This is a genomic window from Salipiger sp. H15, from assembly GCF_040409955.1.
GTDB lineage: Bacteria > Pseudomonadota > Alphaproteobacteria > Rhodobacterales > Rhodobacteraceae > Salipiger.
The window spans coordinates 791990-810138 of the sequence record NZ_CP123384.1 but is presented as its reverse complement, the minus strand read 5'-3'; the positions used below and the strand labels follow the sequence as shown (position 1 = coordinate 810138).

General features: G+C 69.8%; 21 protein-coding genes. 7 read left to right on the top strand and 14 right to left on the bottom strand.

All coding sequences use genetic code 11. The annotated features are described in order from the left end of the window. Positions 1 to 14: 14 nt before the first annotated feature. From cydX to PVT71_RS03955, 3 genes are all read left to right on the top strand, one after another. Positions 15 to 137: a cytochrome bd-I oxidase subunit CydX gene (cydX, locus tag PVT71_RS03965; RefSeq protein WP_353473200.1), complete on the top strand. Its 123-nt coding sequence runs from the start codon at positions 15 to 17 to the stop codon at positions 135 to 137. A gap of 120 nt (positions 138 to 257) precedes the next feature. Further along, positions 258 to 710: an NUDIX hydrolase gene (locus PVT71_RS03960; protein ID WP_353473199.1), complete on the top strand. Its 453-nt coding sequence runs from the start codon at positions 258 to 260 to the stop codon at positions 708 to 710. Positions 711 to 1119: 409 nt separating this feature from the next. Continuing rightward, positions 1120 to 2307, top strand: a complete 1188-nt coding sequence (locus tag PVT71_RS03955) for a hypothetical protein (RefSeq protein ID WP_353473198.1) — start codon at positions 1120 to 1122, stop codon at positions 2305 to 2307. Positions 2308 to 2314: 7 nt separating this feature from the next. On the opposite strand, the gene dtd is transcribed toward PVT71_RS03955, so the two are convergent. The 3 genes from dtd to PVT71_RS03940 all read right to left on the bottom strand — a co-directional run bounded on the left by dtd (position 2315) and on the right by PVT71_RS03940 (position 4845). Next, positions 2315 to 2758 carry a D-aminoacyl-tRNA deacylase gene (dtd, locus tag PVT71_RS03950; RefSeq protein WP_353473197.1) on the bottom strand — a complete coding sequence of 148 codons (444 nt, stop codon included), beginning with the start codon at positions 2756 to 2758 and terminating at the stop codon, positions 2315 to 2317. Further along, positions 2755 to 3666, bottom strand: a complete 912-nt coding sequence (locus PVT71_RS03945) for a carbohydrate kinase (RefSeq protein ID WP_353473196.1) — start codon at positions 3664 to 3666, stop codon at positions 2755 to 2757. Before PVT71_RS03945 ends, dtd begins: the two co-directional genes overlap by 4 nt. A 63-nt stretch (positions 3667 to 3729) precedes the next feature. Next, positions 3730 to 4845: a TFIIB-type zinc finger domain-containing protein gene (locus PVT71_RS03940; protein WP_353473195.1), complete on the bottom strand. Its 1116-nt coding sequence runs from the start codon at positions 4843 to 4845 to the stop codon at positions 3730 to 3732. A gap of 182 nt (positions 4846 to 5027) precedes the next feature. Between PVT71_RS03940 and PVT71_RS03935 the strand changes: the two genes are divergently transcribed. Continuing rightward, positions 5028 to 5645 (top strand): hypothetical protein, encoded by a 618-nt coding sequence (locus tag PVT71_RS03935; protein WP_353473194.1) that lies wholly within the window; start codon positions 5028 to 5030, stop codon positions 5643 to 5645. Here the strand turns inward: PVT71_RS03935 and PVT71_RS03930 are convergent. The 7 genes from PVT71_RS03930 to PVT71_RS03900 form a co-directional block, all read right to left on the bottom strand. Beyond that, positions 5611 to 6723, bottom strand: coding sequence for an SPFH domain-containing protein (locus PVT71_RS03930; RefSeq protein WP_353473193.1), 1113 nt, complete (start codon positions 6721 to 6723; stop codon positions 5611 to 5613). The two genes, PVT71_RS03935 and PVT71_RS03930, sit on opposite strands and share 35 nt — an antisense overlap. A gap of 26 nt (positions 6724 to 6749) precedes the next feature. Further along, a complete protein-coding gene (locus PVT71_RS03925) occupies positions 6750 to 7634 on the bottom strand; it encodes a DUF2927 domain-containing protein (protein ID WP_353473192.1) in 885 nt (294 codons plus the stop codon). Between the two features lie 97 nt (positions 7635 to 7731). Continuing rightward, positions 7732 to 8934 carry a toxic anion resistance protein gene (locus PVT71_RS03920; protein WP_353473191.1) on the bottom strand — a complete coding sequence of 401 codons (1203 nt, stop codon included), beginning with the start codon at positions 8932 to 8934 and terminating at the stop codon, positions 7732 to 7734. A 24-nt stretch (positions 8935 to 8958) separates the two neighbouring features. Next, positions 8959 to 9858 carry a 5-bromo-4-chloroindolyl phosphate hydrolysis family protein gene (locus tag PVT71_RS03915; RefSeq protein ID WP_353473190.1) on the bottom strand — a complete coding sequence of 300 codons (900 nt, stop codon included), beginning with the start codon at positions 9856 to 9858 and terminating at the stop codon, positions 8959 to 8961. A gap of 178 nt (positions 9859 to 10036) precedes the next feature. Continuing rightward, positions 10037 to 10870 carry a hypothetical protein gene (locus PVT71_RS03910; protein WP_353473189.1) on the bottom strand — a complete coding sequence of 278 codons (834 nt, stop codon included), beginning with the start codon at positions 10868 to 10870 and terminating at the stop codon, positions 10037 to 10039. 56 nt (positions 10871 to 10926) lie between these two features. Then, positions 10927 to 11121, bottom strand: a complete 195-nt coding sequence (locus tag PVT71_RS03905; protein ID WP_353473188.1) for a hypothetical protein — start codon at positions 11119 to 11121, stop codon at positions 10927 to 10929. 144 nt (positions 11122 to 11265) lie between these two features. After that, positions 11266 to 12054 carry a pseudouridine synthase gene (locus PVT71_RS03900; RefSeq protein ID WP_353473830.1) on the bottom strand — a complete coding sequence of 263 codons (789 nt, stop codon included), beginning with the start codon at positions 12052 to 12054 and terminating at the stop codon, positions 11266 to 11268. Between the two features lie 638 nt (positions 12055 to 12692). Here PVT71_RS03900 and PVT71_RS03895 point away from each other — a divergent pair. From PVT71_RS03895 to PVT71_RS03885, 3 genes are read left to right on the top strand one after another with little or no spacing between them, the layout of a single operon-like run. Beyond that, entirely contained in the window at positions 12693 to 13148 is a 456-nt protein-coding gene (locus PVT71_RS03895; protein ID WP_353473187.1) for a nucleoside deaminase, read from the top strand. Between the two features lies 1 nt (position 13149). After that, entirely contained in the window at positions 13150 to 13695 is a 546-nt protein-coding gene (locus tag PVT71_RS03890; RefSeq protein WP_353473186.1) for a pseudouridine synthase, read from the top strand. Positions 13696 to 13734: 39 nt separating this feature from the next. Then, positions 13735 to 14406, top strand: a complete 672-nt coding sequence (locus PVT71_RS03885; RefSeq protein ID WP_353473185.1) for an SOS response-associated peptidase — start codon at positions 13735 to 13737, stop codon at positions 14404 to 14406. A 6-nt stretch (positions 14407 to 14412) separates the two neighbouring features. On the opposite strand, the gene PVT71_RS03880 is transcribed toward PVT71_RS03885, so the two are convergent. The 4 genes from PVT71_RS03880 to PVT71_RS03865 all read right to left on the bottom strand — a co-directional run bounded on the left by PVT71_RS03880 (position 14413) and on the right by PVT71_RS03865 (position 18120). Further along, a complete protein-coding gene (locus PVT71_RS03880; protein ID WP_353473184.1) occupies positions 14413 to 14763 on the bottom strand; it encodes a hypothetical protein in 351 nt (116 codons plus the stop codon). 119 nt (positions 14764 to 14882) lie between these two features. Beyond that, complete coding sequence (locus tag PVT71_RS03875; protein WP_353473183.1) at positions 14883 to 16058, bottom strand: cyclopropane-fatty-acyl-phospholipid synthase family protein; 1176 nt, start codon at positions 16056 to 16058, stop codon at positions 14883 to 14885. Next, the gene (locus PVT71_RS03870; protein WP_353473182.1) at positions 16055 to 16831 is read right to left on the bottom strand and encodes a DUF1365 domain-containing protein; all 777 of its coding nucleotides are present in this window, start codon (positions 16829 to 16831) and stop codon (positions 16055 to 16057) included. The genes PVT71_RS03875 and PVT71_RS03870 overlap by 4 nt, the downstream gene beginning before the upstream one ends. Next, positions 16828 to 18120: an FAD-dependent oxidoreductase gene (locus PVT71_RS03865; RefSeq protein WP_353473181.1), complete on the bottom strand. Its 1293-nt coding sequence runs from the start codon at positions 18118 to 18120 to the stop codon at positions 16828 to 16830. The genes PVT71_RS03870 and PVT71_RS03865 overlap by 4 nt, the downstream gene beginning before the upstream one ends. Between the last annotated feature and the right edge of the window lie 29 nt (positions 18121 to 18149).

Here is an 18149-nt window from a genome sequence, read left to right as displayed (position 1 = left end):
GAAGGAAAGAACACATGTGGTATTTCGCCTGGATCCTCGGCCTGCCGCTGGCGGCGCTCTTTGCCGTGATGAACGCGATGTGGCTGGAGCTGCGCGAGGACGCGCGCATGGTCGCCGAGGCCGAGAGGGAGCCCTGAGGACGCCTGTCCGCCGGAACCGGGGCGCCCCGGTTTTCCGGCGGGACGGTGGCCCGATGTCACACGCAGGTTACATTCCCTGCGTAGCAGGCACGGGTTTCCCAGCAGGTATCCTGACGTATGACTTCCCTCGGTGAGCAGATCGCCGCCCTCCCGCTGCAGTGGGACAAGACCGGAAAGCTCCGGGTGCTCATGGTGACGTCGCGCGACACCGGGCGCTGGGTGATGCCCAAGGGCTGGGAGATGGACGGCAAGAAACCCTGGGCCGCCGCCGAGATCGAGGCGCTCGAGGAAGCCGGGGCCTGCGGCCATGTTGGCAAGGCCGAGATCGGCGCCTACCACTACGGCAAGCGGCGCGCGGATGGCACGGAGCTGCGCTGCCGGGTGCGGGTCTACCCGATGATCGTCGAGCGCCTCCAGCGCGACTGGAAGGAGCGCAAGGAGCGCAAGCGCAAGTGGTTCTCGCCGAGGGATGCCGCGCGGCGCGTGGACGAGCCGGAACTGGCGGCGCTGCTGCTGACCCTCTGCGACGCGCCGCACGAGCTGCCGCTCATCTCGGCGCTGCTGGGCTGACCTGAGGGGCCATACCCGCGCGACATTCCGGCAACGCCGGTGTTCCGAATTTGCCACGGCGCCGGGTGCGACCCTCTGGCGCTGGAAATTGTGGCAAAAATAAGATAGCCTCTTTCCAAGGCACGAGGCCGCCGTGTTCATGAAAGAGCGGCCCGCGCCAGGGAGAGCGGTAGATCACGGCACGCTGACGACGATCCGGTCCGTCCCTTCGGGGCGGGCAGGCGGCGCAGGCTTGCCACCCGCCGGGGGCACGTGGCCCCGGGCGATCCGATCCTCCGCCCTTGCCGATCTGTGCCGTGGCGCGTTGCCACGTTCTTTGTGACGAGTGACCGAGTGGAGGGGAGGGATGACCACATCATCTTTCCGGTTGGGCTGTTGCATCGCGCTTGTCGCCTTGCTGCCCGGATGCATGCGGGGCTACGCGGCGGCCCCCGCCGAGCCGCCCGCCGTGCCGCGGGGCATGGCCTTGCGGAGTGAGACGGGGGGCGGGGTGCTCGAGGCGCTGGCGCAGCGCCCGGGGGCCATCCGCCCCGGCACGCCCTACGCGGCGATCGCGCGGGCCGTGCTGGAGGGCGAGGGCTTTCACGCCGCCTCAGAGCTTCGGGTCGCGTGGCTGCGCGGCGAGGCGGAGGAGCTTTCCTGGCTGCCCGACCTCGGCCCGGACCTGTCGCTGGCGGCGCTGCGGCGCATGTCCGACGAGGCGCAGGCGCAACCCCAGCGCTTCGACACGCCGCGCAAGCAGGCCGAGCGCGATCTTGCGCTGGCGGGGATCGACGGCGCCGCGCTCGCCCTTGCCGAAGAGGCGAATGCCCAGGTCTTCGAGGCGATCTCCCGGCATCTCGACGCCGAGGAGGCACGCGCGCGCGCCGATGTCTACGAGGCGGGCTATCGCGATCTGGCGGCGCTTGACTGGCCGCTCGCGCAGGCCGGGGTTCCGGCAGAGCTCGAGCGGTTGCGGGCGCAGGTCTCGCGGGTGCGCGACGGGCGGCGCGCGGCGCTCGAGACGGCGGGTGCGGCGCGGGCCGAGCTTGCCGCCATGGGCGACAGCCGGCTCGGTGGGGTCGAGGGCCTGGGCGGGCTGCGAGATCTGGTTGCGCCGTCGCCGCTTGCGCTGATGCAGGCACGGGTCGAGGACCGCGCGCGGCTGGCTCGGGACCGCCGCGCCGCAAACGCGCTGCTCGACGGGCTGGACCTGCGCCGCTCGCCCGAGGAACTCGCCGCGCTCGAGGAGGCCGCGGGCTTCGACGGCGAGGGCAGCGAGCCGGGCGACTGGTCGCCGCCGGAGGGCGAGCCGCGCTGGACGCAGGCCGCCGTCGCCGCGGCGGAGCGCGAGATCGGCAACACCGCGCGGGAACTCGAGGCGCTGCGGGCGGCGCATCCCGAAACCGAGCGGCGCCGCGCCTCGGCGGCGGCAAGCGCGGTGCAGGCCACCCGACTCTTCCGCTCGGGCTTGCTTCCGGCTGGGCAGGCGCTTGGGCCGGTGCTGAACGCGCTGGACGCGCAGGAGACCGAGCTTTCCCAGCGTTTCGCGCTGGCGCGGGCCGAGCTGCGGATGGCCTACCTGCGCGGTACGCTGGTGCCGGGCTCGGAGCTTTGAGCGGGGCTCAGCCCTCGCTGTCCAGCCAGATCGTCACCGGCCCGTCGTTGAGCAGCGCCACCTTCATGTCGGCGCCGAAGCGGCCGGTGGCGGTGGCAATGCCCTGCGCGGCGATGCGCCCGGCGAAATACTCGTAGAGCCGCTCGCCCTCGGCGGGGGCGGCGGCGGTCGAGAAGCCGGGGCGGTTGCCGCTGCGCGTGTCGGCGGCAAGGGTGAACTGGCTGACCACCAGCGCCGCGCCGCCGGTGTCGAGCACCGAGCGGTTCATCCGCCCCTCGTCGTCGCGGAAGATGCGCAGCTTGGCGATCTTGGCGGCGAGCCTGTCGGCCTGCGCCTCGGTGTCGCCCTGCATGGCGCAGATGAGGATGAGCAGCCCCGGGCCGATCTCGCCGACCACGGCGCCCTCGACCCTCACGCTGGCTTCCGAGACGCGCTGGATCAGCGCCCTCATGCGCCGGCCTCCAGCTCGTGCATCCAGGGCGGGTTCGCCCCGGCGCGGCTGACGGTCACCGCCGCCGCCTTCGCCCCGAGCGCAACCGCCGGGCGCAGCGCCTCGAGATCGGCGGCGCGCAGGGCGGCGCGGGTCAGCAGACCGTCGCGCTCGAGCCCGGCGAGGAGCCCGGCGTTGAACGTGTCGCCCGCGCCCACGGTGTCGACCACCTCGGCCCGCGTCGCGGGCACCTCGATCCGGCCATGCGCGGTCACCGCCAGCACGCCTTCGGCGCCGCGCGTTTCCAGCACCAGCGCCGTGCCGCCGGCGATCAGTGCCTCGGGCGTGGTGCCGAGCCAGTGCATGTCCTCGTCCGAGATCTTCACGATGTCGGCCCGCGCCAGCATCGCGGCAAGCCGGGCGCGGTAGCGCGGCTCGTCCTTGATGAAACCGGGGCGGATGTTGGGGTCGATCATCACCACCCGCTCGCCCGCCTGCGCACAGAGCGCGGCGTAGGTATCGCCGCAGGGCTCGACGACAAGGCTGATGCCGCCGAAGAAGAGCGCCGTGGTCTCGCTCCCGAGCGTCGGCAGGTCGGCCTCGGCCAGCATCCGCCCGGCGGTGTTCTCGTCGTAGAAGGCATAGCGCGCGTGCCCGTCCACCAGCGTCACGAAGGCCAGCGTGGTCGGCCGGTCCGAGCGGGGGCAGGCGCTGGAATCCACCTTCGACGCGCTCAGCGCATCGGCGAGGATCGTGCCGAAGAGATCGGTCGAGAGCCCGCCGAAATAGCCCGCGGGCGCGCCGAGCCGCCCGAGGGCGATGGCGGTGTTGAACACGGCGCCGCCGGCCACCGGGGCAAAGGCGGGCTCGCCGCCGGTGCTCGTCCGGGGCAGCATGTCGATCAGCGATTCACCGCAGCAGAGGATCATCCTGCGCTCCCTCGTCTCTGGAATTCCGTTAGCGCTATACCTAGCGCGTCGTGCCGGGGCGGCTCAATAGCCAACGGGAATGCTGAAGCCGCCGCCCTGCGACTGGGACAGCATGTAGCCGATCAGCGCCGCGGCGATGGTGCCGAGGATGATTGCCACGGCGATCTTCCAGGCCGACCAGGGCCGCTCGCCCTGCACCCGCCCGGTCGTGCCGTTGACCACGAAACGGTAGGTCTGGCCGCGGAACTTGTAGGCCGCGAGCCAGACCGGCAGCAGCACGTGCTTGAAGGTCACCGCCGAGACCTCGGTGTTCACCGAGCTGATGCGCTGCTGGTCGCCGCCGATGTCGAACTTGATGTCGCGGGTGATCTGCCGGTCCATGATGTGCCGCGCCTCGACGAAACCGGCGTCGAGATCGACCTGGTAGCCCTCGGCCCGGAACCCGGCGAGGAACTCCGGCCGGTAGGGCTCGAGCCGGCTGAGATCCCAGGGTTCGAGCGCGTCGGTGAAGCGCTTCGGCAGGGATTTCGAGGCCAGCACCAGCACGTCGTCGAAGAAGCGCGCGACGCGGCCGCGCACCGGGGTCCAGCGCACCTTGGCCACCTGCACCTGCTGGCGCTTGCCGTCGCGCATGACGGTGTGGGTCTCGTAATAGATCGTGCCGCGCGCGCCGGAGTAGTCCGAGCGGGTCTTGGCGTCGAAGGTCCAGTAGGGCACGTAGATGCCCTGCATCTTGCGGCCCTTGCGCGAATATTCCCGCAGCCCGTTGGGTGCGAACCAGAGCCGGCCGAGCCAGTCGTTCATCGCCTTGTGCGCGGATTTCTCGTCGAGCGCGAAGGGCAGCACGCCCTTGGGCTTGATCTGCCGGTGGGTGCCGGTGTCGGCGACGACGGGCGTGGCGCAGAACGGGCATTCGGTGGCATGGGTGTCGGGGTCGAACTCCACCTCGGCGCCGCAGTTGGGGCACTTGGTGACCCGCAGGTCCTCCATTTCCTGCAGCGGCAGCAGGTTCTCGATCGCCGCGCGGAAGTCGAGTTCGCGGATGTCGGTTTCCCAGGGGCCGGCGGATTCGATGGGCTGGGTGTGGCCGCAATGATCGCAGACCAGCTCGTTCGCGGCGGGATCGAAGCGGTAGTCGGCGCCGCACTGCTCGCAGGGAAAACGGTGGGTTTCGTTCATGCCCGAAGGTCCTCCAGATCCGCCTTTTCCGGCAGCGCCACCCTAGGCGGAGCCGCGCGGAGAGGAAACCGCCTTTTGCGCGGGATAAATGCCGCCCACACGACAAGTTCAGGAGCCGCGCTTTTGCATTTCGGGCCGGTGCGGCTAGGCTGCGCGGCAATCGGGGGATGCCGGAGCAACACATGACGGGATCGAAGACAGGCGCGGCGGCGGTCGCGGGGCTGGTGCTGCTGGCCGGGGCGGGTGGCGCGGGGGCGGCGGATCTCGGCTGGCGCTTCGACTGGCAGGGCAACGGCGGTTACGAGATGCGCGGCGCGATCGCGTTCGACGCGGCCCTGGCCGAGCGCGACTACGTCTATGCAGAGGATGTCGAGTGCTTCGTCGTCGAGGGCTACCATGAGGGCAAACCGATCGGCCGTTGGGCTCTGGGGATGAAGACCGACAAGACCAGCTGGGCGCTGACCTTCCGGCCGAAGGAGAGTGCCTTCGAGGTCTTCGGCCCCGAAAGCCCGATGCCGCAGGCCTGGAACATGAACGGGTTCGGCACGGATTGCGGGCAGGAGGGCTTTGGCTTCAACATCGGCAACGCGGCGCAGGACCTTTGCCTGAACGGGCGGCTGCTGACCGCCTCGCAGGTGACGCCGTCTCGGCCCTTCCCGGCCACCCGCGACGATGCGGTGAGCTTTCCGGGCGACGCCTGCCTTGCCCCGGAGCTGCTGAGCAGGGCGGAAAAGGAGGCGGTGCTTCCAGCCTCCTTCGCGCCGGTCAGACGCCCGGAGGCGGCGGCGGCAGGACGGTGAAGAGCTGCGCCAGCTCGGTCACTTCCTCGGCGCGCTTCCAGCCGTCCTGGCCCTGCGTCCAGACGTAGCTGTCGCGGCTGAGCTGGCCGTCGGTGACCATGCGCCCCATGCGCGCCTTCGAGAACGGGCCCTGCGTCTGGCCGTCGATCGCCACGTGCCAGACATGCTCGACCGGCGGCGGCGGGACGGAGGCGGCACTCGGTTGCGGGCGCGCGCCCCAGGGACCGGCCTGCGCGCCGGTCATCGCGCCGCCCATGGCCATACCCATGCCCGCACCGAAGCCGGTGCCCATCGCCTGGCCGGCGGCCGACCCCTCGGCCCCCAGCGCCTCGGCGGCCTGGAAGCGGGTGTAGGCGTCGAGATCGCCGACCACCCCCATCGAGGTGCGCTTGTCGAGCGCCTTCTCGACCGCGTCGGGCAGCGAGATGTTCTCGATGTAGAGCTCGGGCAGGGTCAGCCCGTACTCGGCGATGGTGGAGGAGATGCCCTTGGACAGGAGCTGCCCCAGTTCCTGCGTGTTCGCCGCCATGTCCAGCACCGGGATCCCCGACGAGGCGATGAGCCGAGAGAACTCCTGCACGATGATGTTGCGGATCTGGAAGCTGATCTCGCCCGAGGTGAACTCGCCGTCCGTGCCGACGATCTCGACGAGGAACTTCGCCGGGTCCGAGACGCGCACCGAGTAGGTGCCATAGGCGCGCAGCCGCACCGGGCCGAACTCGGGATCGCGGCAGATGATCGGGTTCTTCGTGCCCCACTTCAGCCCGTTGAACCGCGTCGTGTTGACGAAATAGACCTCGGACTTGAAGGGCGAGCGGAAGCCGTGATCCCAGTGCTGCAGCGTGGTCATGATCGGCATGTTGTTGGTCTCGAGCATGTAGAGACCGGGGGTGAACACGTCGGCGATCTGGCCCTCGTGCACGAAGACCGCCGCCTGCCCCTCGCGCACGGTGAGCTTGGCGCCGTACTTGATCTCGTGCCCCTCGCGCTCGAAGCGCCAGACCATCGTGTCGCGGGTGTCATCCGTCCAGTGGATGACGTCGATGAACTGTCCCGAGAGGAAATCCAGAATACCCATGATCATCTCCTGTGTGTCGCGTGTCTTCAGCTCGGTCCGAGGCCGCCGGTCATCTGCGCGGCAAGATCCAGCACGATGGGGCGCACGGTGGCGGCATCCATCCCGGGTTTGAGCTGGGGGTCGTAGAGGATCTTCAGCAGCATCTCGTCCATGCTGGTGAGCAGTGCAAACTCGTCATCGTCGTTGAAGATCGAGGGCCGCGCCTCGGGGCTGTCGTTGCCGAGGCCAAGGCCCTGCGCCACCTCCTCGTGGATGCAGGAGCGGCGCAGCAGGTCCGGGTGCTCGGACCGGATCACCGCGATGGCCTGCCCGTAGGCATAGCCGCCCGGCTCGTCCGAGAAGGCGATGACGAGGCAGTGGATCTCGCGCGGGAGGTTGTCGAACACCGCCAGCGCCGTGGGGTTCACGTCGGGCACGATCTGCCGGATGCGCGGCGCGATGTCGGCCTTGTCGTCCTCGGACATGAACAGCACGTGGAAGTTCGGGTTGCTTTCGGACATCGTCAGCGGATGGCCGGTGATGTGGGCGAGCCGGTCGACATACTGGGTGAGCATGTTGCGGTCGGTCACCCTCTGGTCGGGCGGCACATGCGCGCCGAACTCGAGCGAGACGCGCACCGGCTTGACCCATTTCTTCACCCGGCCGAGCTCGCCGCGCGAGGGCTTGAGCCCCTCGCCGCGGGCGTATTCCTCGGCCAGCGCGATGCGCTCGAAGTTGCGCGCCAGCATGGTGTCGGTGATCGGCGTGTCGGGCCCGCCGCCATCGGTGCGCAGCAGCCCCTGCGAGAGCAGGTCCGCCTGCACGCGCGCGTAATAGACCTCGAGATCGTAGCTCGCGAGCGACTGGCGCGGCACGTCGACATGCGCCGGGAGCTCGGGTCTCAGCCCCGAGGGGCGGGACTGAGGCAGCACGCCGGTGCTGCGCGGAGCCAGGGCAGAACTGTCGCAGGCCGCAAGACCCGCGCAAAACAGGAATCCAACAAGAAAGCGAGCCCAGCTCCGCATATGGTCACGACCTCGCCGGAACCGATGTCGCCGCGATGTCGCCGGTGCCGGTGGCACGCGACTTGGCCGAGGCCAGCGTGTCGCGCAGCTCGGCTTCCATGTGCTTGAGATCCTGCTCGGCCTTGGCGCGCCGCGCCTTGCCCTCGTCGGCGATGCGCAGGCTGTCCTGGATCGTGGCGATGAGGTCGGCATTGGCCTGCTTGACCGACTCGATGTCGAAGACGCCGCGCTCCATCTCGGTGCGGATGGCGGCGTTGCTCTCGCGCAGGTTCTTGGCGTTGGCGGTGAGCAGCTCGTTGGTCAGGTCGTTGGCGTCGCGCACGGCGGCGGCCGCCTCGGACGAGCGCTGGATGGTCACCGCCTGCGCCAGCTGGGTCTCCCAGAGCGGCACGGTGTTGACCAGCGTCGAGTTGATCTTGGTGACGAGGCTCTTGTCGTTCTCCTGCACGAGCCGGATCGAGGGCAGCGACTGCATGGTCACCTGCCGCGTCAGCCTGAGGTCGTGCACCCGGCGCTCGAGGTCGTCGCGCGCGGCGCGCAGGTCGCGCAGCTCCTGCGCCTTCATCACCTTCTGGTCCTCGGTGGCCGCGGCGACGGCCGCCTCGCGGGCGGGGATGTCGGTGGCGTCCAGCTCCTCGATCTTCTTCTGGCCCGCTGCGATGTAGAGCGCCAGCTCGTCGTAGAAGTTCAGGGTCTTGATGTAGAGGTTGTCGAGCGACTTGATGTCCTTGAGCAGCGTGTGCTCGTGCTTCTGCAGGTTGTCGGTGATCCTGTCGATCTGGCTCTGCACTTCCTCGTAGCGGGCGGTGAACTTGGCCATGGGGGCGGCCTTGCCGATCAGCTTCTCCCACCAGCTGCGCTTGCGGCGAACGTCCAGTTCCGAGACCGAGAACCCGCGGATGGTGGTGACGATGTCGCGCAGCGAATCCCCGGCCGGGCCGACGTCCTTGTTGCGCACGTCGGCGAGCATCGCCTGGCTGATCTCCTGCAGCTCGGCCTGGGCGGCGGAGCCGAAGGAGACGATCGACTGGGTGTCTTCCATGTCGATCTCGTCCATGCGCGTGCGGATTTCCTCGGTCACCTCGGGCGAGGCGGCCTCGAAGCTGTCCACGTCTTCCGCGGGCTTGGGGTCGGGCAGGATCACAGCATTCACCTCTTCCACCAGTGCCAGCTCCTGCTGGGCCTTGGTTCTCACATTCTCGGACATCGGACTTCCTCCGTGACTGTCTCTCTATTCAGGCTCTGTCAGTCGCACGCCTTCGCGCTGCAACCTGTCGCGCAGCACGTCGATTTCCACCGTGAGGTCGGCATTGTTGTCGAGCAGAAGCTTCTGGTTCTTCTGGCCGAAACTCTCCTCGAGGTCGGTCAGCAGCATCATGAAGTCGGATTTCGCGCCGCGGTCCTGGGTGCGGCTGTAGATGTCGGCGAACTTCACCGCCGCATCGCGCGCGCCCATCAGGTAGACGCCGAGGTACTTGCGCGCCGCGGTCAGGTCGCGCGGGTCCTCCTCGACGGTGCGGATGAGGTCCTTGGCCTTGGCATGGAAGCGCTGCACGCGCGCCTCGACCTGCCGGTCGCCGGCGCGGCGCACCGCGTCCTCCATGGCGGTAAGGTAGGTCTCGGCCTCGTCCACCACCTTGGCGACGCGGTCCTGCTGGAAGGTGTCGATCCCCTCCATGCCCTTGTGCTTCATCGGATCGAGGCCGAAGGCGCCGATATGCAGCGCAAAGGCCGACAGGCCGTAGAGCACCGGCGCGACCAGGCCGGGATCGGTCTTGAAGGCGGCGAGCCCGATGCCGACGCCGGCGCAGACCGCGGCGAAGAACTTGCGCGGGATGGCGGGGCGGCGAGCGACCCTGCGCTCGTCGTAGGCCGCCTGCGCCCGCAGCCCGTCGCGCAGGAGCCACGCTCCGAGCAGCAGCACACCCGCGCCGACGAGGCCGGTGGCAAGTCCCGCGGCCCCCGCGGTCAGCGAGGTCGCGGCTAGGACGATGGGCGGGGCGAAGAGCACGTTCGAGCGGGCGCCCACCGGATCGACGCGCGCGCCATGGTAGAGCGGGCGCTCGTCCTGCGTGCCGGCATCCTTGGAAGACCCGTCAGGGCTGTACTTGCCGCCATAGCGCTGTGCCAAGTTTAGAGCCCTCCCAACCAGCCGGAAGTGACTCCGAAGAGAAGCACGATCAGCAGCACATAGGCCACCTTGCGCAAGCCCTTGTCGGTCATTGTGCCCCCCGCAAGCTCTCTCGGTTCAACAAGAACCTAAGCGCTTCGCGGGGCACTTGCTAGGGGAGAGTTCCGGGAGGGAAGGCTCAGGCGACCTGCTTGTCGACCATCCGGTTCCAGAGCAGGTCGGCCTCGACATCATAGGCATCGCGGCCCTGTTCGGTGCCCGCCTTGCGCAGCCGGTCCTCGAAGGCTTCGCCGAGCGCGGTCAGTCGGGCAAGGTAGCGGCGGCGCGCCTTCAGGCGGTCCGCACCGCCCCAGGCCGCGATCAGCCGGGCGTTTTCCTTGCCCAGAAGGTCGAGGAATCTCGCGACGGGCTTGCGCAGGCGGCGCGCGGCGAGCGGATCCTGCGAGATGGCGTGCAGCAGGCCCATGACACCGCTCTGCAGCGCCTCGGCGCGGCGGCTGAGCTCGGCATCGCCAAGCGCCGCGACATCCGCGACGGCGGTGGCGATCGCGGCGTCGATCCGGTCGAGCGTTTCCTGCGTGCGCAGGTGGCGCAGCTCTTCCTCGGGGGCGCCCTGCTTGTCGGTGAGCGGATCTCTGCCGAAGGCCGCGACCGAGAGCGCGAAGCCGCAGAGGCCGAGCGCGAAGGGCACCGGCAGCGATACGAAATGATGCCCGGCGAGAATCATCACCAGCACGCCCAGCAGGACGGAGCCGATCAGCTTGCGGGGCAGGCGCGGCGCCCTGGCGCTCTCGGCGGCGTCATAGGCGGCGGCGATCATCGTGCCGCGGTGGATCAGCCGCAGCGCGGTGGCGAAGAGCCCCAGCACGAGGACCGCGGTGAAGACGGTGGTCGGCGAGCCCTGGAACAGCAGCATCAGAAGCGGGAAGGCCGCGAGCAGCAGGATGCCGATCCCGCTGTCGAGCGGGCCGGACGCGGCGGGCTGCCTGCGAGAAGGTCGTGTCTTTCCCATCGTCTGTTCCAGATGCATCGGGCCGTGCGACCGGGGAGGGGCGGGCGGGGCTTGGGTCAGAAGTATCCCAGCAGGAAGATCATCAGCCAGAGCACGACAAGGGCCAGCCTTGCCCCGAGCGTGCCCGAGGCACGCGCACGGGCGGCGGCTCCGGCCAGCGCCTGGTAGGTGTCGGTCGCGACGACCCGGATCTGCCCGAGGACAAGGGCGGATGTCGCAAGAAGGATGGTGATGGCGAGAAGCGTGCTCATGCCCCGGACAATGTCGCCGAATCCGGGCGAAATGAGGGCGTCATCCGGCCCAATCCGTGGAAACTTCTTGAGCGTTAACGAACCGTTAGGTCAAAATTGGCGCCATTGCGGCGGGGGCGCCCGTCCGGCGCCCCATTGCCGCGCTCAGCGCCGCTTCTTCGGAGGCGCGTTGCGCCGCTGGCGAGTCGGCTCCGGCTTCTCGGTCTTGGCCCCTTCGAGGCCGAGCTGATCGCGCACCACCTTGGGACGCAGCTCCTGCACCTCGCCCTCCTTCAGGTCGCCCAGCTGGAACGGGCCGTAGGAGACGCGGATCAGGCGGTTCACCGTCAGGCCGATGTCGGCCATGGCGCGGCGGATCTCGCGGTTCTTGCCCTCGCGCAGGCCGACGGTCAGCCAGGCATTGGCGCCCTGCTGGCGGTCGAGCGTGACCTCCATCGGCTGGAACGCCTGCCCGTCGACGACGATGCCCGCGCGCAGCGGCTTCAGCATGTCCTCGGTGGGCGCGCCGTTCACCCGCACGCGGTACTTGCGCAGCCAGCCGGTCGAGGGCAGCTCGAGCTTGCGCTTGACCGCGCCGTCGTTGGTCAGCAGGAGCAGCCCCTCGGAGTTGAGGTCGAGCCGGCCGATGCTCATCACCCGCGGCAGGTCCTCGGGCAGCCTGTCGAAGATCGTCTCGCGGCCCTTCTCGTCGCTCGTCGTGGTCACGAGCCCGACGGGCTTGTGGTAGAGCCAGATGCGCGGCGCCTGCGGCGCGGCCAGCGGCGCGCCGTCGACGGTGATCCGGTCCTTGGCGGTGACGTTGAGCGCGGGGCTCTCGATCACCTTGCCGTTCACCGCGATGCGGCCTTCCTCGATCATCTTCTCCGCCTCGCGGCGGCTGGCGACACCGGCGCGGGCCAGCACCTTGGCGATGCGGCCATCCTCGGTGGCGATCGGCGTGCCCGTGGGGCGCGGCTCGGGCGCGGGGCGCGGTCCGGGCCTCGCAGCGGGGCGGGGGCCGGACCTCGGCCCGGGCTTGCCACCCGCCTTGAAGCCGCCGCGCGGGGCCGAGCCGTAGTCGGCCTCGTCCTGCACGATGCCGCGGCCTTTCGGCTTGCCGGCCGACTTGGCGAAGGGCTTGCCCTCGGACTTGGCGAAGGGCTTGCCTTCGGACTTGCCGTAGGGCTTGCCTTCGGACTTGCCGTAGGGCTTGCCCTCGGCCTTGCCGTAGGGTTTGCCTTCGGACTTGGCGTAGGGCTTGCCCTCGGACTTGGCGTAGGGTTTGCCGTCGGACTTGCCGTACGGTTTGCCTTCGGACTTGCCGTAGGGTTTGCCCTCGGGCTTGCCGCCGGTCCGGGCCGCGGGCTTCGCGCCGCGCGGGCCGCCCTCGAAATCGCCTTTCGGCCCGGCCTTGAACCCGGCTTTCGGACCTGTCTTGGGGCCAGCCTTCGGACCCGTGCTGGCACGGGACTTGGGACCGGAGGGTTTGGCGGGGCGCGACGGGGGTTTGCTCATGACTGTTGCCATACTGCATCGGCGTGTCCGGGGGAAGCCGACTCGCCAAGCGCCGCGCTTCGCGCTAAGCCCGCGGGATGAAATTTCGCTCTCATATGGATCAGGCGCTGGCAGAGGCGCGCGCCGCCGCCGCCCGCGGCGAGGTGCCGGTGGGTGCCGTCATCGTCTCGCCTTCGGGCGAGGTGCTGGCCTCGGCCGGCAACCGCACGCGCGAGTTGAACGATCCCACCGCCCATGCCGAGGTGCTGGCCCTGCGCGCCGCCTGCGCCGCGCTCGGCTCCGAGCGGCTGCCGGAGCATGACCTCTACGTGACGCTCGAGCCCTGCCCGATGTGCGCCGCGGCGATCTCCTTCGCCCGCATCCGGCGGCTCTACTACGGCGCGTCGGACCCCAAGTCCGGCGGCGTGGCGCAGGGCGCGCGGGTCTACGCGCATCCGCAGTGCCACCACGTGCCCGAGGTCTACGACGGGCTCGCCGCGCCCGAGTCCGAGGGGCTGCTCAAGGATTTCTTCGCTGCGCGCAGGGAGGCATGAGATGGCCCGCGTGATCCTTCTCAACAAGCCGTTCAACGTGCTCTCGCAATTCACCGACAAGGGCACCGAAGGAAGCGCGCGCGAGACGCTGTCGAGCTACGTGAAGGTGCCCGGCGTCTATCCTGCCGGGCGGCTCGACCGCGACAGCGAGGGGCTGCTGATCCTCACCGACGACGGCAAGCTGCAGGCGCGCATCTCGAACCCGAAGTTCAAGCAGCCGAAGACCTACCTCGTGCAGGTCGAGGGCACGCCGACCGAGGCGCAGCTCGCGCAGCTGCGCAAGGGTGTCGAGCTGAAGGACGGCATGACCCGCCCGGCCGAGGCGCGGCTCATCCCCGAGCCCGAGCTCTGGCCGCGCAACCCGCCGGTGCGCTTCCGCAAGTCCGTGCCCGACGCCTGGATCGAGCTGAAGATCACCGAGGGGCGCAACCGGCAGGTGCGGCGGATGACGGCGCACGTGGGTCTGCCCTGCCTGCGGCTGGTCCGCTGGGCGATCGGGACCTGGACGCTCGACGGCATCCCGCCCGGAGAGTGGCGCGACATCTGAGGGCTGGCGCGCGCCGCGCCGCGCGCTACTCTGCTGCACATGTGCGGACGTTTTGCGGTCACCCTTCCCGACGATGCCATGGCCAAGGTCTTCGAGGCCATGCCCGGCAATGACTTGCCGCATGTCCCCAATTACAACGTCTGCCCGACCAACGATGTGCACGTGATCCGCGCCGAGGACGGCACGCGGCTGCTGGTCTCGATGCGCTGGGGGTTCCTGCCGCACTGGTACAAGGCGCCCAATGACGGCCCGCTGCTGATCAACGCCCGGGCCGAGACCATCGCCGAGAAGCCGGCCTTCCGCGCCGCCTGCCGCGAGCGGCGGTGTCTCATCCCGGCGAGCGGCTTCTACGAATGGACCAAGACCGAGGATGGCAAGCGCCTGCCCTGGTACATCGCGCCGGTGGAGGGCGAGGTGCTGGCCTTTGCGGGGGTCTGGCAGGACTGGGAGCGCGACGGGCAGGCGTTCCGCACCTGCGCCATCGTCACCACCGGGGCGAATGCCGAGATGTCGAAGGTGCACCACCGGATGCCGGTGATCCTCGACCGCAGGGACTGGGGGCTGTGGCTGGGCGAGGAAGGGCGCGGCGCGGCCACGCTCATGCATGCCGCGCCGGACGGAACGTTGAAGCTGCACCGGGTGGATCCGCGGGTGAACTCCAACCGCGCCGAGGGGCCGGAACTCATCGAGCCGTTGATCGAGCCCATCTGAGCCGGGTCAGAAGTTGTTCTCGAGCTCCAGCGGGGCGGGGTTCACGTAGTCGATGAGCCCGGCCGCCGAGCTGTTGGCGTTGTAGGTGTCGCCGAAATTGCCGGTCATGCCGTCGGTCACCTGCAGCTCGAAGCGGTCGCCGGGCTGCAGCACGCCGCTGTCCCAGCTGGCGTCGGTGGCGGTCGCCGACATCGGGACGGTCGAGGCGTTCACGAAGGTCACCACGTCGCCGATCGACACGTAGACCTCGTCGGGGAAATACCCGAGCCCCATCAGCATGACTTCCTGCTCGGCGGCTGCGAGCGGTGCGGCGGTGCCGGTCAGGCAAAGCAGGGCGAATCCAATCTTGCGCAACATGTCAGGCTCCTCGAGCAGCATGAAAACCGGGGGCATTTTGCCCCCTCGGCGCATAGCGCTAGCGCCCGACTGGGGCAGAATTGGGCCGATCGGGGGCAAAAACCGTGGCGTGGCGACCGTCAGGCCTCGCCGGCGTGGCGCAGCTCGACCTGCACCACGTCGGTGCGCCCGCTGGCGAAGGTCGCCGCGCAGGCGTCGAGGTAGAACTGCCAGCTGCGCAGGAAGCTCTCGCCGTAGCCGAGGCTCTCGATCTGCCGGCGCTGGCGCAGCATGCCGTCGCACCAGATCCGGCAGGTGCGCGCGTAGTCCTGCCCGAAGGCAAAGCTCTCGCGCAGGACCAGCCCGGCCTTCTGCGCCTCGCGCGCCAGCACCGCGCCGCAGGGCAGCATCCCGCCCGGGAAAGTGTGCTGGCGGATGAAGTCGGTGCGCGTGCGGTAGAGCGAGAACTCGGCATCCTGAACGGTGATCGCCTGCAGCACCGCGCGGCCGCCCTCGGCCAGCCGGTCCTTGAGCGCGGCGAAATAGACCGGCCAGTAGCGCTCGCCCACCGCCTCGATCATCTCGATCGACACGATGTTGGCGAAACGGCCCTGCACGGCGCGGTAGTCCTGCAGCCGGATCTCGGCGCGCCCGTCGAGCCGGGCGTCCGCGTAGCCCTTCTGGCTGGGCGAGAGGGTGATGCCGGTGACGCGCCGCCCCTGGTCCGCCGCGCGCTCGGCAAAGCCGCCCCAGCCGCAGCCGATCTCGAGCACGGAGGGCGCGTCGCTCAGCCGCGACAGGATGCGGTCGTACTTGCGGTCCTGCGCGCGCGGCAGGGCCTCGTCGCTCTCGCCCTCCGCGAAGAGCGCCGAGGAATAGGTCATGCCCGGGTCGAGCCAGAGCTGGTAGAACTCGTTGCCCACGTCGTAATGCGCGCGGATGTTGCGGGACGAGCCCTTCAGGCTGTTGGCGCGCATCACCCGGTCGATCAGCCGGAAGCGCAGCCGGGCGAAGGGGCCGGGGGTGGCGTAACGGTCGAAGGTTTCGAGGTTGTCGAGCGCGAGCCGCAGCAGCCGCTCGGGCGAACTGCTGTGCCAGAGGCCGGCCACGTAGGTCTCGCCAAGCGCAACCTCGCCGCGCGCGGCCAATGCCGGAAGCATCGCCCAGTCGAGGATGTGCAGCTCCGCCTCGGGGCCGGTGTTGCCGAAGCGGTGCCGGGTGCCCTCGGGGGTGATCAGCGTCAGCCGGCCATGCTCGATGCGCTCGAGCGTCGTCAGGAAGCGGCGTTTCATCAAGTTGGTGACGGGCAGTTTCATCGGCTCACCTCGTGATCGGGCGGAGGGGGAAGCGGACGGTAGCCGGCCCCCTTGAGTTTCAGACGGAGCGCATTCCAGTAGATGAGCACAATCACGCGCATCGCGCCACCGGGGCGTTTGAGCGCCGCGCCGAGCAGGTGGCGGGGCGTGGCGGGGAAGAAGGTCCCGTGCAGGGTGGCCAGCAGGCCCTCGCTGCCGTCCACCTGCCGGATCACGATCGCCGCGGTGTCGCCGCTGACCGCGAAGCGGAAGTGATACGTGCCGCGCACGTCCTGGAAGGGCGAGACGTGGAAGACCTTGGCAGCGGTCAGGTCATCCCCGGGCGCGATCGGGGTGAAGCCGGGAAGGTGGCAGAGGTAGCTGTGGCGCTGGCCGAAGGTGTTGTTCACCTCGGCGATCACCGCCAGCAGCGCGTCGCCGCGGAGCGCCAGCCAGAACGAGACCGGCGTGAACCAGTAGCCGAGAATGCGCGGCTGGGTCATCAGCGCCACGGTGACCTCGTGCAGCCCGGCACCGGCGAAGACCTCGCGTGCCCAGTCCGCGCCGCGGCCTTGCCCGCGCGGGCCGCCGTGGTCCTTGTCGTGCAGTGCGAAGAGGTTGAACCGGTTGCGCGAGAAGAAGGCGCGGGGCCGGACCCGCCCGGGATCGAGCAGCAGGTAGTCCACGTGATAGGCGAAGGCATGGCGCAGGCCGCCGCGCCGCGCATGGGTGACGCGCGCGGGCAGGTGCAGCATCTCGCCGCCCTCGAGCGTATCGGCAAGGCTTGCGCTCATGCGGCGACCGCGGCGGGCAGCATCTGGCGGGCGACGCGCAGGGCGCTGGCAAAGCCGTCCTCGTGGAAGCCGTTGCGCAGCCAGGCCCCGGCGTACCAGCTGCGGTTCTGCCCCTGCAGCGCGGCGATGCGCCCCTGCGCCTCGAGCGCGGCAAGATCGAACACCGGGTGGCGGAAGGTGGTCCGGTCGTAGACCAGTTCGTCCGGGATCTGGCGCTGCGGGTTGAGCGTGACGAAGAGCGGGTCGCTGTCGGGAATGCCCTGCAGGCGGTTCATCCAGTAGGTCACCCCGACCGGCGTCTCGGCGGGCGCTCCCGGCTCGCTGCGGAACACCCACGAGCTCCAGCAGCGGCGGCGCTGCGGCATCAGCCGGGCGTCGCGGTGCAGCACCGCGTGGTTGTCCTGGAAATTGACTGCGCCGAGTGCGCGGCGCTCGGCCGGGCTCGGCGCGGCCAGCAGCGACAGGGCGACATCGGCATGGCAGGCGAAGACCACCTGGTCGAAGACCTCGGGCGCCTCGCCCTCCGTCTGGATCGTCACGTGCTTGTCGTCGCGCAGCACCTGCTGCACCGGGGTGCCGGGGCGCAGGGCGACGTGGCGCGCCGCGAGCGCCGCGGCAAGGCGGCTCACGTAGCTCTGGCTGCCGCCCGAGACCGTCCACCACTGGTGCTGGCCCCCGGCCGAGAGCAGCGCGTGGTTGCGCAGGAAGCGCAGCAGCGCCTGCGCCGGGAAGGTGCCGATCCGCGCCGAGGGCGTCGACCAGATCGCGCCGCAGATCGGGTAGAGGTAGCGCTCGCGGAACGCCGGCCCCAGCCCCATGACGTCGATCAGCTCGGCGATCGAGGCGTTCGGCCGCGCCTCGGCCAGCGCCTCGGCCCCGGCGTTGAACCGCATGATGTCGCGGATCATCGCGTAAAAGCCGGGCCGCGCGAGGTTGCTGCGCTGGCCGAAGAGCGCGTTGCCCGAGCGCAGCGCGTATTCCAGCCGCCCGCCGTCGAGCGACACGCCGAAGCTCATGTCGCTGCGCTGCACCGGCACGTCGAGGTCGCGGAAGAGCGCGGTCAGGTGCGGATAATTGGCGTAGTTGAAGACGATGAATCCGGTGTCCACCGGCTGGTCGCCGTAGCGCCCGGCCAGCACCGTGCGGGCATGGCCGCCGAGCCGGGGCGCGGCCTCGTAGAGCGTGACGCGGCAGCGCTGCGACAGGAGCCACGCGGTGGCGAGCCCCGAGATGCCGCCGCCGATCACCGCGACGCGCTGGGGAACTCCGAAAGACAGGTCTAGGGCCACGCAAACCTCCGCGTCACAGAACCGGGTAT